Origin of the sequence: Micromonospora sp. NBC_00330 (assembly GCF_036136635.1) — a bacterium.
GTDB classification, from domain to species: Bacteria; Actinomycetota; Actinomycetes; order Mycobacteriales; family Micromonosporaceae; genus Micromonospora; species Micromonospora salmantinae.
Genome location: NZ_CP108012.1, coordinates 3,708,661 through 3,723,017, shown reverse-complemented (window position 1 = coordinate 3,723,017; position 14,357 = coordinate 3,708,661). Strand labels below are relative to the sequence as shown.

The window sequence follows — 14,357 nt, the reverse complement described above, 5'->3', positions numbered from 1 at the left end:
CGACGGGCGAAACGGCGGCGCCCCACGCGCCGGCCCGGCCAGCGTACGACCAGCCCCTACCGCCAGGGCCGCACCGGGGTGTCGGGGTGGTACACGCGATAGCCGCCGACCTCCCGCACCGGCGCGGCGTCGGACCGGTCGGCGAGCAGCCGTCGCAACCGCCGGTCCATCGGCGAGTCGATCTCCACCACGTAGCCCGGCCGTTCGGCCCGTCCCACCTGCCGCCAGTACGGCCGGTAGCGGTTCTGCCCCGGCGACAGGTCGCCGTCGAGCACCCCGCAGACCACCGACTCGTCCGTGTTGAAGATCAACCGGTTGCAGGTCCAGTAGTCCCCGTACACCTCGTGGGGTCCGTCGGCGCGCAGGGCGGCGGCCAGCTCCCGGGCCTGGCGCTCCTCGGTCCGCGACGCCGCGGTGCCGGTGGCCGCGAACAGCACGGTGATCACCAGGGTGGTCACTGTCAGCGCGGCCAGCACGGCGGCGGACAGCGCGCCGGTGAGCCGCCCCAGCACGCTGCTGGTGCCCCGCCAGGCGGTGAGCGCCGCCACCCAGAGCGGCCAGAGCACCGCCGGCAGCGACAGTTGCAGCACCGACAGGTAGCGGGCGTTGTCCAGCGGGCTGGTCGCGGCGAGCGGACTGCGCACGTACGACAGCAGTGTCAACGCCGCGCCGGCGATCAGCGCGAGCTGAACGACCGGCCCGACCCGCTCCCCGCGCAGCGCCCCGGCCGCGCGTCCGCCCCGCTCCCCACGCGCCGTGCCGGCGGCGCGACGGTACGCGAGCACAGCGAGTGCCGCGCCGGCCAGCAGCAGCACCGGGTACAGCACGCCGAACCACTGTTGCCAACGTCCGCAGCCGTCCACCGGGCAGAGCCCGTGCGCCAGCGGCACCCCCTCCAGCAGGCCGCCCCGGACCCGGTCGGACCACGGCGGCTGCGGCCCGGCCTTGGTGCTGACCTCCCGGAACACCGACAGCGAGTCGTCACCGGGCCCGGCCCGCAGGTTGTCAACGATCATCGGGGCCACGCCGACGACCACCCCCGTCACCAGCAGCAGACCGGACCAACCGAGCAGCTCCCGCCGTACCGCCCAGACCAGTGCCAACGCGGCCACCGCGAGGTACGGCAGGATCAGCCAGTCCGACCAGACGGCCAGTCCGACGAGCAGCCCGAACAGGCCGATCGCGAGCCGTCGGCGGTGGACGGTGCCGGCCGCCAACCCCACTGTGATCAGCAGCATCAGCAGCACCGCCGGTTTCACCTCCGGCCGCCCACCGACGACGGTGAGCTGGTCGCGCACCACCCGCTCCGGCCCGAGCGCGAGCAGACCCACCACGAAGGCGGCGAACCACGGGGTGCCGAGCCGGCGGGTCAACCGGTGGATCAGGTAGAGGAAGATCGCGTACAGCGCGAGCATCGGCAGGCGCAGCACCGGCCAGCTCGGCCCGAACACCGCCACCAGCGGAGCGGCCAGGTACGACTCCAACATCCCCATGTAGTGCTGGCCGTAGAGGAAGACCGGGTGCTCCCGGCCCCGCGCGATGTGCAGCGCGGCGAGCCCGAAGGTCGCCTCGTCGCTGTTCGACACCGGCACCGTGAACAGCGTCAGGACCAGCCGGTAGACGACACCGGCGAGCCCGAACAGCAGCGCGACGAGCGCCGGCCGATCGAGTCGCGGGCGCCATCGCCCACGGTGGTGCTCTGGATGCGACACGACCAACGCCCCCGTCGTCGTCCCGACCGGAGTGTTTCACGGTCGGTCGGGTCGCCGAGGTGGATCGGCGCAGTCGGGGTGGGGGTGGGTCGACTCCACGGTGGCCGGGCCGCAGCGGCGCGGCCGGGCTCGGCTCGCGTGGCCGTGGCTGTCGACGTGTGGCAGGGTTGGCGCGTGCCACCCACTCCCGCCGGCCAACTGGCCGTTCCGAACCTGCACCGGGCTGCGCGGATCGAGGACGCCGTTCACCAGCTCGTCGAGCGCCGGCTGCGGCGCACCGGCTGGCGGGTCAACATCGTCGCGTACACCGGCTACGGCGCGCCGGGTTGGGTCCGCGTGATGTGTCGGGTGCTGCTGGGCCGTCCGGACACCCGCCAGCGGGGTCGGCTGGACAAGGTCCGCGGTTGGCGCAGCTTCACGACGCTGCCGAACAAGCACGTGACGGTGACCATCGAGGCCGGCGGTGTGCGGCACGAGACGCGGGCCGACCGCAGCGGCTTCGTCGACACGCTGGTCGAGGCGGACCTGCCGCCCGGTTGGGGTACGGTCCGGCTCAGTGTCCCGGACGCCGAGCCGGTCGACGCCCCGGTGCGCATCCTCGACCCGGAGGTCAAGTTCGGCATCATCTCCGACATCGACGACACGGTGATGGTGACCGCGCTGCCCCGGCCGCTGCTCGCCGCGTGGAACACCTTCGTGCTCGACGAGCACGCCCGCAACGCGGTGCCCGGCATGGCGGTGCTCTACGAGCGGCTGGTCACCGCGCACCCCGGCGCACCGGTCTTCTACCTCTCCACCGGGGCCTGGAACGTGGCGCCCACGCTGACCCGCTTCCTGTCCCGGCACCTCTACCCGGCCGGGCCGCTGCTGCTCACCGACTGGGGCCCGACCGCCGACCGCTGGTTCCGCAGCGGCATGGAACACAAGCGGGTCACCCTCGCGCGGCTGTCCCGGGAGTTCCCCGACGTGCGCTGGCTGCTCGTCGGCGACGACGGCCAGCACGACCAGGAGATCTACCGGGAGTTCGCCGCCGCCCACCCGGAGAACGTCGCCGGGGTGGCGATCCGCCGGCTCTCCCCGACCCAGTCGGTGCTGGCCGGCACCCTGCCCGCCCCGGCCGGCCGCCCGTCGTCGGGGCCGGTGGGGCAGAAGTGGCTGTCCGCCCCGGACGGCGCCGGCCTGTGGCAGTTGCTGCGCGACGCCGGCCTGGTGTGACGGCCGGTCAGGACGACGGGTTCCCGGCGTCCTGCGGTGTGGTGCCGAGCGACCGGCGAAGCATGGTGACCAGTTCCTCGGCTGCGTGGCGGCTGTCGAAGTCGGGGTCGGCAAGGCGCTCCGACACGATCGCGTCGATGGCCCCGTTCACGATGACTGCGGTGGCCTGCGGGTCGATGTCGGGCCGGTAGTCGCCGGCCGTCCGCGCCGCGTCGATCAGACCGGCGACCGCCTCCCGCCGACTGCGCGCGTTCGGCGTGTCACCGATGCCCGTCTCCTCGCTCAACGCCTCGACGATCATCCGGGTGTGGTCCGGGTGGTCCCGCAGGTACGCCACCAGGGACCGGACGTAGGCCTCCACCGCGGACGCGCCGGATCGTGCCCCGACTTCGGCGCCGACGTACTCGGTGAGGGACTCCAGGACCGACGCGTAGGCGGTCCGCACGACCGCGTCCTTGGACGGGAAGTGGTAGAGGACGGCGGCCTTGGAAATGCCGGCCCCCTCCGCGATCCGGGCGAGTGAGGTGCCCCGGTAGCCGTGCCGGGCAACCAGATCGATTGTCACGCCGATGAGTTGAGCCCGTCGCGCCTGCTCGGTGATCGTGAGTGGCTTGGTGGCGCGGACCTGCGCTGACGCGGTGTCGTTCGGGTGCACCCGCTTACCGTACCGGCCCCTTCGCCCACCACCCTCTGACCTGACGGTTGTATTTTCTACCACGCGGTTAGTAATCTGACCTCATGGTGATGAAGCTCGCGCGAAAGGTTGGCAACTCTCTGCGAGCGCATCGGCGCGGCCTTCTCCGGGCCGCCGCGGTGCTCGCGGTGATCACGGTGGCGATCGCGTACGCGCTGCGCGACCCCGCACCCGTCGGCTACTTCACGTCGACGCGGTCCCACGACCGTTTCGTCGGTGCCTACCGCGAGGCGATGGCGCAGTTGCCGGCCCCCGACCGCACGCTCGACGTCCGAACCGGGTACGGCGTCGTACGGCTCTACCACTTCAGCGGCGGCGCCGAGCCGGCAGCCGCGCCCCTGCTGCTCCTGCCCGGCCGGGCGTCGGCGTCACCGGTCTGGGCGGACAACCTGCCGTCGTTGCTGCGGTCGCGCGGCGTCTACACCGTCGACCTGCTCGGTGAGCCGGGCATGAGCATTCAGCAGCGCCCCATCACGGGCACCACCGCGCACGCGCAGTGGTTGCACGAGGTCCTGCTCGCGCTGCCCGAGCCGACCATCCACCTGGTCGGCGTGTCGTTCGGCGGTTGGACGGCGATGAACCTCGCGGTGCACCGGCCGCAGAAGGTGGGCAGCGTCGTGCTGCTCGATCCGGTCCTGGTCTTCGCTGGTCTGTCGGCGGAGGTGGTGCTGCGGTCCATCCCGGTGAGCGTTCGCTGGGCGCCCCGATCCTGGCGGGACAGCTTCACCAGTTGGACGGCGAACGGCGCCCCGGTGCAGGACGTACCCGTCGCCCGGATGATCGAGGCCGGCATGCAGGCGTACGTGATGAAGCTGTCCGCCCCGACCCGGCCGTCCGAGGACCAGCTCGCGGCGGTCGACGTGCCGGTGCTCGTCCTGATGGCGGGAAAGTCCCGGCTGCACGACGCTGGCGAGGCCGCGAAGCTGGCGGAGCGGTCCCTGACCCACGGCACCGTGAAGACCTACCCGGACGCTTCGCACGCCCTCAACGGCGAATACCCGAACGAGATAGCCGCCGACATCTCCGCGTTCCTCCGGGCGGAGCAGCCATGATGCCCCGGCCGCAATCCTGCCTGCCGCCGAGGTTGTCGCGCTGGGCTACGGTCCCATCCGACCCGCCTGGGCGGGAGGTGGGAAGTGACGGTGGATGGCGTGGCACGCACGGGCGGGCTGAACGACGGCGACATGGACCAGACCGCGCGCCTGCAGGGCGAGCAGGTCGCCGCGTACGAGCGGCGTGGCCCGTTCTGGGGGCGTCTGACGCAGTTCGCGGCGGTGGTTGCCCTCGCGGCGGGCCTCGTCGTCTCGACGCTGGTGCTGGACACCGTGCAGAGCTTCTACCCGGGCGTGGGCGTGTTCAAGTCCACCCCGGCCCAACATCCGGCGGAGGCCAAGGTCCACGAGTGCCGCCGGGTCGGTCCGGTGAGCGGCGACGGGTTCGGCTACTGGTGGCACTGCGCGGTGACGGTCCAGACCCGCGACGGCCGCGAGGTGCGGACCGTGGTCCGGCACTCGATCGTCACCCCCGCCGACCGGGCCGGGCGGGTCGAGTTCCGCGAGGTCTGCCACGGCAAGGGCAACACCGACTGCCGGTACGGTCGCCCGGCGTGGCGAATCTGGGCTTTCGCCCTGGCGGTGCTGGGCATCCTGCGGACCGGCCTGGTTCTCGTGCTGCTCATGCTCATCGGGGTTTATCTGCTGCGGACGGCAGTCGGCGTCCCCAGGTACTACGCCTGGGTCAACCGCCGTGGCAAGCACCGTCGCTTCGAGGCTCGACGAGCGGACGCCTTTCGATCACTTGATGGTGAGTAGTTGCCAGAAGATCCACAGAACTACTCAGCATCAAGTGATCATGGGAAGAGCGTCAGCGGGTCAGCCCTGGCGGAGCCAGACCGCGCCCAGCGGCGGCACCTGGAGGGCCGCCGAGGCGACCATCCCGTGCCACGGCACGTCCTCGGCGTGCACCGCACCCATGTTGCCCACCCCGGACCCGCCGTAGTGGTGGGCGTCGGTGTTGAGCACCTCGGTCCACGTCCCGCCGGCCGGTAGGCCGATCCGGTAGTCGTGTAGCGGCTGGGCGGAGAAGTTCGCCACGCACACCAGCGTCGAGCCGTCCGGGGCGATCCGGACGAACGACACGGTGTTGTTGGCGACGTCGTCACCGGCGATCCAGCGGAACCCGGCCGGCTCGGTGTCCTGTGCCCAGAGCGCCGGAGTTTCCCGGTAGACACGGTTGAGGTCACCGACGAGTCGTTGCACGCCAGCACGGGCCGGGTCGTGCAGCAGGTACCAGTCGAGGCCGCGCTCCTCGCTCCACTCCCGGTCGTCGGCCAGCTCGGAGCCCATGAAGAGCAACTGCTTGCCCGGGTGCGCCCACATGTACGCCAGCAGCGCCCGCACGTTCGCCAACCGCTGCCAGGTGTCACCGGGCATCTTGCCGGCCAGTGAGCCCTTGCCGTGCACCACCTCGTCGTGGCTGATCGGCAGCACGTAGTTCTCGCTCCAGGCGTACGCCAGGGAGAAGGTGAGCTGGTGGTGGTGGTGCTGGCGGTAGATCGGGTCCTTGGAGGTGTAGAGCAGGGTGTCGTGCATCCAGCCCATGTTCCACTTGAACCCGAAGCCCAGCCCGCCGTCGGCGGTGGGGCGGGTGACCCCCGGCCAGGCGGTCGACTCCTCGGCGATCATGACGACGCCGGCGTGGTGCTTGTAGACGGTCGCGTTCACCTCCTGCATGAGCGCGATGGCCTCCAGGTTCTCCCGGCCGCCGTACTTGTTCGGGGCCCACTCGCCCTGGTTGCGGGAGTAGTCGAGGTAGAGCATCGAGGCGACCGCGTCGACCCGCAGCCCGTCGACGTGGAACTGGTCGCACCAGTAGAGCGCGTTGGCGACCAGGAAGTTGCGCACCTCGTTGCGGCCGAAGTCGAAGACGTACGTGCCCCAGTCGGGGTGCTCGCCGCGCCGCGGGTCGGGGTGCTCGTAGAGCGGGGTGCCGTCGAAGCGCGCGAGGGCCCACTCGTCCTTCGGGAAGTGCGCGGGCACCCAGTCCAGGAGTACGCCGATGCCGGCGGCGTGCAGCCGGTCGACGAGGTGGCGGAACTCGTCCGGGTCGCCGAACCGGGAGGTCGGCGCGTAGTAGCCGGTCACCTGGTAGCCCCAGGAGCCGCCGAACGGGTGCTCCATCACCGGCAGGAACTCCACGTGCGTGAAGCCCAGCTCGGTGACGTACGCGGTGAGTTGTTCGGCCAGCTCGCGGTAGCCCAGGCCGGGCCGCCACGAGCCGAGGTGCACCTCGTAGACGCTCATCGGTTCCTGGTGCGGCTGCCGTTCGGCCCGCCGGGCCAGCCAGTCCGCGTCGTCCCACCGGTACGTGGAGTGGTGCACCACCGAGGCGGTGGCCGGTGGCACCTCGGCGTACGCGGCGAGGGGGTCGGCCTTGTCCCGCCACTGCCCGTCGGCGCCCAGCACCCGGTACTTGTAGCGGGCCCCGGCCCGAGCGTTGGGGACGAACAGCTCCCACACCCCGCTGGAGCCGAGCGACCGCATCGGCCAGCCGTCGTCGGGGCCCCAGCCGGTGAAGTCGCCGATCACCCGCACCCCACGGGCGTTGGGCGCCCAGACGCTGAACGCCACACCCTCGTCGAAGACCCGGGCGCCGAGCGCCTCCCACAGTCGCTCGTGCCGGCCCTCGCGGATCAGGTGCAGGTCCAGTTCGCCGAGGGTCGGCGGGTAGCGGTACGGGTCGTCGTGGGTGGTGCCGTCGACCTCCACCCGGTAGTCGAGCACTGTGCCGTCGACCTGCGCCTCGAAGACGCCCACGTCGTGCACCCGCTTCATCGGGTGCCGCTCGTCGCCGACGAGCAGCGCGACGTCGCCGGCGCCCCGGCGCATCGTGCGGATCGTCGTCGAGCCGTCGGCGGGGTGCGCGCCGAGCAGCGCGTGCGGGTCGTGCGTCGCGCCGGAGATCAGCTGGTCCATCGGTCGTCCTTCGGGGCGGGAGCGGTCGGCGCGGATCGGGACGAGCGGGCGGCAGCCGAACGGGCGGCCAGCCGGGACGCCACAGTGGCCGGGGTCGTCGTCGCCGGGGTCGTCGTGGCCTTGGTCGTGGCAGGTGCCGTCGTGGCGGGTGCCGTCGTGGCGGGTGCCGTCGTGGCCGGTGCCGTCGTGGTCGGGGTCGTGGCGGCCGGGGTCGTCGGCGCGGTGCCGCCGGAGAGGTCGTCCGGCACCTCGGCGACGGTGAGGTCGGCCGGCTCGGCGCCCGCCGGCTCCGGCGGGGTCGGCGGGGTCGGGCGACGCACCGTCAACACGTGCGCGGGTTGCAGGTACGGGTCGAGCCGTACCGCGTTGCGCTGACCCCAGTCGTAACTGGTGCCGGTCAGCTCGTCGTAAACAGTGAACCGTTCGTGCCAGTCGAAGCCGAGCGCCGGCATGTCGAGGGTGGTGTTGCCCCACTGCACGGCGCGCGGGTCGAACGAGCAGATCACGATGACCGTGTTGCCGGTCTCCGGGTCGTGCTTGGACCAGCAGAGCAGCGCCGGGTTGTCGATCTCGTGGAAGCGCAGGTTGCGGAGCTGGTGCAGGGCCGGGTTGTGGTGGCGTACCCGGTTGAGGGTGGCCAGGAACGGCGCCAGCGAGCGGCCCTGCGCCTCGGCGCCGGCCCAGTCCCGGGGTCGCAGCTGGTACTTCTCGTTGTCCAGGTACTCCTCGGCGCCCGGTCGGGCCACGTGCTCGAACAGCTCGTAGCCCGCGTACAGGCCCCAGGAGGGGGAGAGCAGCGCGGCCAGCACCGCCCGGATCTTGAACATCGGCGGGCCGCCGTGCTGCAACGACTCGTGCAGGATGTCCGGGGTGTTCGGCCAGAAGTTCGGCCGCATGTAGTCGGCCGCCTCGATCAGCTCCTCGCAGTACGCCCGCATCTCGGCCGCCGTCGTGCGCCAGGTGAAGTAGGTGTACGACTGCGTGAAGCCGATCTTGCCGAGGCCGTGCATGATGGCCGGCCGGGTGAACGCCTCGGCCAGGAACAGCACGTCCGGGTCGACCGCCTTCACCTCGGCGATCAGCCAGTGCCAGAAGTCGAACGGCTTGGTGTGCGGGTTGTCCACCCGGAAGATCCGGATGCCCTCGCCGACCCAGTGCAGCACCACCCGCAGCACCTCGGCCCGGATGCCCTCCGGGTCGTTGTCGAAGTTGACCGGGTAGATGTCCTGGTACTTCTTCGGCGGGTTCTCCGCGTACGCGATGCTGCCGTCGGCCCGGGTGGTGAACCACTCCGGGTGCTCGGTGACCCACGGGTGGTCCGGCGCGCACTGCAACGCCAGGTCCATCGCCACTTCCAGGCCCTGTGCCGCCGCCGCCTGGATGAAGGCCCGGAAGTCCGCCGGCGTACCCAGATCGGGGTGGATCGTGTCGTGGCCGCCCTCGGCGGCGCCGATCGCCCACGGCGAGCCCACGTCGGTCGGCCCGGCGGTGAGCGCGTTGTTCGGACCCTTGCGGTTGACCCGGCCGATCGGGTGGATCGGCGGCAGGTAGAGCACGTCGAAGCCCATCGCGGCCACCCCTGGCAGCCGCTCGGTGGCGGTCGCGAAGGTGCCGGACCGGCCGCCCGCCGCTCCTTCGGAGCGGGGGAAGAACTCGTACCAGGCCGAGTAGAGCGCCCGCTTGCGGTCGACCCAGATCGAGTACGTGTCACCGGTGGTGACCAGCTCCCGCACCGGGTGCTCCCAGAGCAGGTCGGCCAGCGCCAGCGCCGGGTCGACCCGCTGCGCCAGCGGCAGGTCGGTGTCGACCAGCGCGGTGAGCGCGTCGGCGACCCGAGGCCGGTCGGCGGTCGGCACGAGGCCCCGAGCGGCGGCGAGCACCCGCGCGCCCTCGGCCAGGTCGTTGGCCAGGTCCTCCGGCCCCTGCCCGGCGGCGATTTTCTTGGTCACCGCGTTCTGCCAGGTCAGGTACGGGTCCTGGAACGCCTCGACGGAGAAGGTCCACGAGCCGACGGCGTCCGGTGCGATGGTGGCGTGCCAGCGGTCCTGGCCGGGCTCGCCGGGGCGCATCCGGGTGAACGGCCGGCTCGTGCCGTCCGGACCAGCCCACACCACGTTGCAGCCCAGCGCGTCGTGCCCCTCCCGGTAGGCGCGCGCCGACACCGGAACCGGCTCGTCGACCACCGCCTTGGCCGGGTATCGCCCGCACGAGACGACGGGGGAGACGTCTTCGATCGGGAACCGTCCAGTCACCCCGCCAACCTACTGCGCGAGATCCGTTCGCGCGCGGTCAAGCCCGCCGGTCCGCCCCACACCGGTGCCGCGCCCAGGGCCGCCCCGGCAAGATCCGCGCACTTTCGGGGAAGCTGCTGCCTCAAGGCGTCGTCGACGCAGCAGTTTCCCCGAAGTTGTGCGGATCTTCGCCATGCGAGAGGCGTGAGTGGATTCAGGCGGGTGGGTTCGGTGCCACGAACGAGCCCTTGCCCTGGTGTACCTCGATCCAGCCCCGCTCATCCAAGATCCACAGAGCCCGCTTGATCGGGTTGTCCGACGAGTTGTACTGGCGGGCGAGTTCAGCGATGGTCGGCAACTTGTCGCCGGGCTTGAGGGTGCCGCTTCGGATCGACGTCGTGACGTCATCGACGACCTGCTCGTAGACAGGCTTGCGGGGCATGGTGGGACCGCCTCTCGTCAGCCTGTACAGAGTCTCACCACGCGCGACACAGTCTGGACCCTGTGTTGACTCTGGCTACTTAGGGTCCTAAGTTGGATGGCGTAGGAGGTCCTCTCGTCAGCAGCGGAGTGCCTCATCGGAGGCGGGGTGGCTTCCCATGCCATACCGCCTCTGACCTGCATCCCCCATCACCAACCACTCCCCATTTCCAGCACCCGGTACCTCCATCACCCACTAATTCGTCGCGCCGCGAGGAGGCTCAGTTGGACGAGCGTTTGCCGGATGGGCCGCTGCCGCCCGCGTACCCGATTGCGGGGGCGCGGCCTCCGCAGCCGGACGGGGATCGGGTGCCCGGTCCGGCCCGGCCGGCACGGGCGCCGCTGACCCGGTGGCAGTACTCCTACGGCATCGCGATCGCTGTGGTCGTACTCGTGCTGTTCGTGGTTGGGGTGCTGCGGTGAGCGCGACGGGCCGGCGGTGAACGAGCTGCCGGTGGGTCGGCGGGTGGCCCAGTGGCGGGTCCGGCGGAACATGACGCAGCAGCAGTTCGCTGACCGGCTTGGCAAGTCCAAGAGCTGGGTGGACAAGGTCGAGCGTGGGGTACGCCGGTTGGAGCGGGTGTCAAACCTCCGGGAGGTCGCCGAGACGTTGCGCATCGACGTGGAGGTCCTGCTGGCGGCCCGGCCCGTGCGGGCGACTCCGGTCGCCGCCGGGGTGGACGGGATCCGGACGGCGCTGGCCCGCTACCACCTGCCGGGCACGGACCGACCGTCGCTGACCGAGGAGTTGGGTGCCCGGCTGGGGCATGCCGAGCAGAGCTATCGGCACGCCCGTTACCCGGCGTTGCTGGCACTGCTGCCCGGTCTGCTCGACGCGGTCCGCGAAGCGCACGCCGCTCGCCCCGGTGGGACGGATGCGCTGCTGGTGTCGGTGTACGCGCTCATCGCGCTGGTGCTGGTCAAGGTCGACCAGGGGGAGTTGGCCTGGCTGGCCGCCGACCGTGGAATGACAGTTGCCCTGGCGGCCCATGACCCGCAACTGGCCGGCCTCGCCACCGTGTCACTGAGTCAGGCCCTGCGGTCCCGTGGTCGAAGGCGCTCCGCCCTGGACGCCGCGCTCGTCGCCGCGGACCGCATCGGCGCGCACTGGGTCGGCGGTGTGCCCCCAGCCAGCCTGGGACTGCGCGTGACGCTGCTCCTTCAGGCCGGCCTCGCCGCCGCAGGCGGGGGAGACGAACGCCTCGCCCGCCAGTCACTCGACCAGGCCGCGACGATCGCCCGAGACATCGGCCCGGACGGCCCCGGGGGTGGTGCTGGCTCCGAGGGCTCGGGCTCTGGCGGTGCGGTCTTCGGCATCGGGGGTTTCGGCCGGGCCGCGGTCGAGGCGGCCCGGGTGGTGGCCGACGCGGCCCTCGGCGACGTCGACACGGCGACGGCCCGGCACGAGCGGCTGGTGACCGGCGACGAGTGGCGGTGCCTGCCGCCCGAGCACCGGGCCGCGTACCTGCTCGATGTGGCCCGCGCGTACGCCCTGGCGGGCGACATGCACCGGGCGGTCCGCGCGGTCCTCGACGCGGAGCGCACCGCCCGCAGTGAGGTGCACGACCGGCCGGCGGTACGCAAGCTGGTCGCTGTCGTGTGGCGGTCCGCCGACGCACCGGCCGGCCTGGCCCAGCTCGCCGCCACCCTCCGCGTCACCTGACGCACGCCCGCGATCGGGCTGCGGCCAACCGCGTCGCTGGCTATCTGCGTGGGTGGTACTGGTTGCGACGGGGGACCTGTTCGGGGTCGAGCCAGGCCGGTGGGATGAACTCGGGATGCCCGTCGCCGCCGAGCTGGACGACCCAGTCGCCGTGGTGCAGGTGTCGGTGGTGGTGGCCGCAGAGCAGCACGGCGTTGGTCAGGCTGGTGTCGCCGCCGTCGGCCCAGTGCCGGATGTGGTGGGCGTCGCACCAGCGCGGTGGGCGGTCGCAGCCGGGAAACGCGCAGCCTCGGTCACGCAGCACCAGGGCGCGTCGTAGTGGGCCGCTGATGAGGCGGCGTTGCCGGCCGACGTCGAGTGGTTGACCGGTGCCGCCGAGCACGGCGGGCAGGATGCTCGCGTCGCAGGCCAGGCGGCGCACTGCCTCGGGGGTGAGGTGCGGGCCGATGTCGAGAGCGCCGGTGCCCAACTGTCGGGTCAACCCGTCGTAGTCGGTGGTGACGACGACCTGGGCGAGGTCGCCGCCGTTCTCGGGTAGCTCGCCGCTGCGCAGGGCGAGCCGGCACACGTCAGCCAGGGCGTCGTGGCGGCGTTGGCCGGGCGTGCGGGTGTCGTCGGGACCGGTGGGTGTGGTGAGGGGGTCGATGGCGGCGCGTAACGCGGCGGCGGCTTCGGTGTCGAGGATGCCGGCGAGGCATAGCCGGCCGTCGGACTGCTCGCTGATCGTGATGTGCCGGTCGCGGGCGGCCCGCGACTCCTGCGCCCGTAGCGCGGCCTCGGCGGCGGCGTCGGCGACCTCCGGGGCGACGTGGTCGAGGATGCGGGTGCCGAGCCTGCGCAACAGGGCGGCGTCGAACTGCGCCGCCCAGTCGACGAGGACGCCGACGGCCTTGTCGGCGGCTTCCGTGCCGGCGGTGGCGTGGACGGTCTCGACCGTGGCGGCGATGACCCGGACCTGTTCCACGTCGACCGCTCCGCTGGTCAGCGCGGCCCGCACCCCGGGCGGGGCGTTGTCGAGCGTCGCGGCCAGCTCGACCAGACGACGGGCGGCACCGACGCCGAGGCGTAACCGGTCGCGCAGCCACACGGCCGTCGAGGACGCGCCCTGCGCGGTCGCGGTGCCTCGACCGTCAAGCTCGCGCACGAGGGTCAGCTTGACCGCGGCCAGCCGTTGCTCGATGCGGTGTGCGGCGTCCAGCGCCGCGACGAGGTCGCGCTCGGTGGTAACCCAGGCGGGCGTGTCCAAGCATGCCGCCACCGCGGCCTCGGCCTGCTCCAACGCATCGATCACAGTGTGACGCTAGAACAGGTGTACGACAACTTCGCTCGCGTTGACGGCGGTGTCAGACAGCGACCGTCGCGCGGCCGGCAACGGTCCGGGTGGTCCCGCTGGGGCAGCTCACCGACCCGGAGGTGCCGTAGCCTCCGGCCATGATCGAACGGGTGAGAGTCGCGGTTGTCGGGGTTGGTAACAACACGTCGGCGCTGGTGCAGGGGCTTGCTCTCTACCGCCAGAGTGGCAGCCTGGTCGGAATCCGCAGGCCGACGATCGACGGGCTCGGGGTGGGGGACATCGACGTGGTGGCGGCCTTCGCCACTTCCCAGGAGAAGATCGGTCGGGACCTGACCGAGGCGATCTTCCTGGCGCCCAACAACTTCCCCCGGCTGGAGTGCGACCTGCCCCGAGCGGGTGTGCCGGTCACGAGGGGCCTCGTCGACGCGAGCGAGGTGCGACGGGTGGCAGCGGTGCTGGCAGGGGCGGAGGTGCTGCTCTACTCGGCGCCGAGTGGCCGGCCGGAGACCGCCCGGGCGTACGCCGAGGCAGCCCACACGGCGGGTGTCGCCTTCATCAACACCACCGCCGACCCGGTCGCCCGCGATCCACGGCTGCTGGACAGCTTCGAGGCTGCCGGTCTGCCGTTGCTCGGCGACGACCTGGCGAGCCAGTTCGGCACCTCGGTGCTGCACAACGCGCTGCTGCGGCTCCTGAAGGAGCGGGGCCTCACGCTGGTCAGCTCCTACCAGGTCAATCTGGGCGGCACCGAAGACTTTCGCAACCTGGTCGAGAACCCCAACACCAAGAAGCAGTCCAAGCTCAACGCCCTCTCGGAGGCGGACAGCGTCGAGGTCGCCCCGCTCGGGTACCTGCCGCATCTCGCGTCGCAGAAGGTGGCTCACCTCAACGTTGAGGCGCAGGGTTGGGGTGGGACAGCGGTGAGCCTCGACGTGAAGCTGAAGGTGCACGACCCGAGCGGCGCCGCCGGCGTCAACATCGACCTGATCCGCATCGCGGCGAGCGCGCTACGGAACGGGCATGGTGGTCATGCCGCCGAGGCGACCTCGTTGTTCAAGTCGCCGCCGGGGACGGCGGTCTGACGTCCGTCTGCC

12 protein-coding genes are annotated in these 14,357 nt (G+C 71.8%); 6 read left to right on the top strand and 6 right to left on the bottom strand.

Annotated features, from left to right (window positions below; translation table 11 throughout):
• Positions 1-56: 56 nt before the first annotated feature.
• Positions 57-1,712: an ArnT family glycosyltransferase gene (locus OG598_RS16680; RefSeq protein ID WP_328650028.1), complete on the bottom strand. Its 1,656-nt coding sequence runs from the start codon at positions 1,710-1,712 to the stop codon at positions 57-59.
• Between the two features lie 174 nt (positions 1,713-1,886).
• Here OG598_RS16680 and OG598_RS16675 point away from each other — a divergent pair, with 174 nt between their 5' ends.
• The gene (locus OG598_RS16675; RefSeq protein WP_238686268.1) at positions 1,887-2,927 is read left to right on the top strand and encodes an App1 family protein; all 1,041 of its coding nucleotides are present in this window, start codon (positions 1,887-1,889) and stop codon (positions 2,925-2,927) included.
• A 7-nt stretch (positions 2,928-2,934) separates the two neighbouring features.
• Here OG598_RS16675 and OG598_RS16670 read toward each other — a convergent pair whose 3' ends face one another.
• The gene (locus OG598_RS16670) at positions 2,935-3,582 is read right to left on the bottom strand and encodes a TetR/AcrR family transcriptional regulator (RefSeq protein ID WP_328650027.1); all 648 of its coding nucleotides are present in this window, start codon (positions 3,580-3,582) and stop codon (positions 2,935-2,937) included.
• An 83-nt stretch (positions 3,583-3,665) separates the two neighbouring features.
• Here OG598_RS16670 and OG598_RS16665 point away from each other — a divergent pair, with 83 nt between their 5' ends.
• Positions 3,666-4,673 (top strand): alpha/beta fold hydrolase, encoded by a 1,008-nt coding sequence (locus OG598_RS16665; protein WP_328650026.1) that lies wholly within the window; start codon positions 3,666-3,668, stop codon positions 4,671-4,673.
• 99 nt (positions 4,674-4,772) lie between these two features.
• Entirely contained in the window at positions 4,773-5,432 is a 660-nt protein-coding gene (locus OG598_RS16660; RefSeq protein WP_328650025.1) for a DUF6346 domain-containing protein, read from the top strand.
• 60 nt (positions 5,433-5,492) lie between these two features.
• On the opposite strand, the gene glgB is transcribed toward OG598_RS16660, so the two are convergent.
• The 3 genes from glgB to OG598_RS16645 form a co-directional block, all read right to left on the bottom strand.
• Entirely contained in the window at positions 5,493-7,595 is a 2,103-nt protein-coding gene (gene glgB / locus OG598_RS16655) for a 1,4-alpha-glucan branching protein GlgB (RefSeq protein ID WP_328650024.1), read from the bottom strand.
• The gene (locus tag OG598_RS16650) at positions 7,583-9,847 is read right to left on the bottom strand and encodes a maltotransferase domain-containing protein (protein WP_442931297.1); all 2,265 of its coding nucleotides are present in this window, start codon (positions 9,845-9,847) and stop codon (positions 7,583-7,585) included. The genes glgB and OG598_RS16650 overlap by 13 nt, the downstream gene beginning before the upstream one ends.
• Positions 9,848-10,040: 193 nt before the next feature.
• Positions 10,041-10,268 (bottom strand): winged helix-turn-helix domain-containing protein, encoded by a 228-nt coding sequence (locus OG598_RS16645; RefSeq protein ID WP_328650023.1) that lies wholly within the window; start codon positions 10,266-10,268, stop codon positions 10,041-10,043.
• A gap of 263 nt (positions 10,269-10,531) precedes the next feature.
• Here OG598_RS16645 and OG598_RS16640 point away from each other — a divergent pair, with 263 nt between their 5' ends.
• A complete protein-coding gene (locus OG598_RS16640; protein ID WP_328650022.1) occupies positions 10,532-10,729 on the top strand; it encodes a hypothetical protein in 198 nt (65 codons plus the stop codon).
• Between the two features lie 16 nt (positions 10,730-10,745).
• Complete coding sequence (locus OG598_RS16635) at positions 10,746-11,969, top strand: helix-turn-helix domain-containing protein (protein ID WP_328650021.1); 1,224 nt, start codon at positions 10,746-10,748, stop codon at positions 11,967-11,969.
• Between the two features lie 40 nt (positions 11,970-12,009).
• Here the strand turns inward: OG598_RS16635 and OG598_RS16630 are convergent, their stop codons facing one another.
• Entirely contained in the window at positions 12,010-13,260 is a 1,251-nt protein-coding gene (locus OG598_RS16630; protein ID WP_328650020.1) for an HNH endonuclease signature motif containing protein, read from the bottom strand.
• A gap of 152 nt (positions 13,261-13,412) precedes the next feature.
• Here OG598_RS16630 and OG598_RS16625 point away from each other — a divergent pair, with 152 nt between their 5' ends.
• Complete coding sequence (locus OG598_RS16625; RefSeq protein ID WP_328650019.1) at positions 13,413-14,345, top strand: inositol-3-phosphate synthase; 933 nt, start codon at positions 13,413-13,415, stop codon at positions 14,343-14,345.
• Positions 14,346-14,357 lie beyond the last annotated feature (12 nt).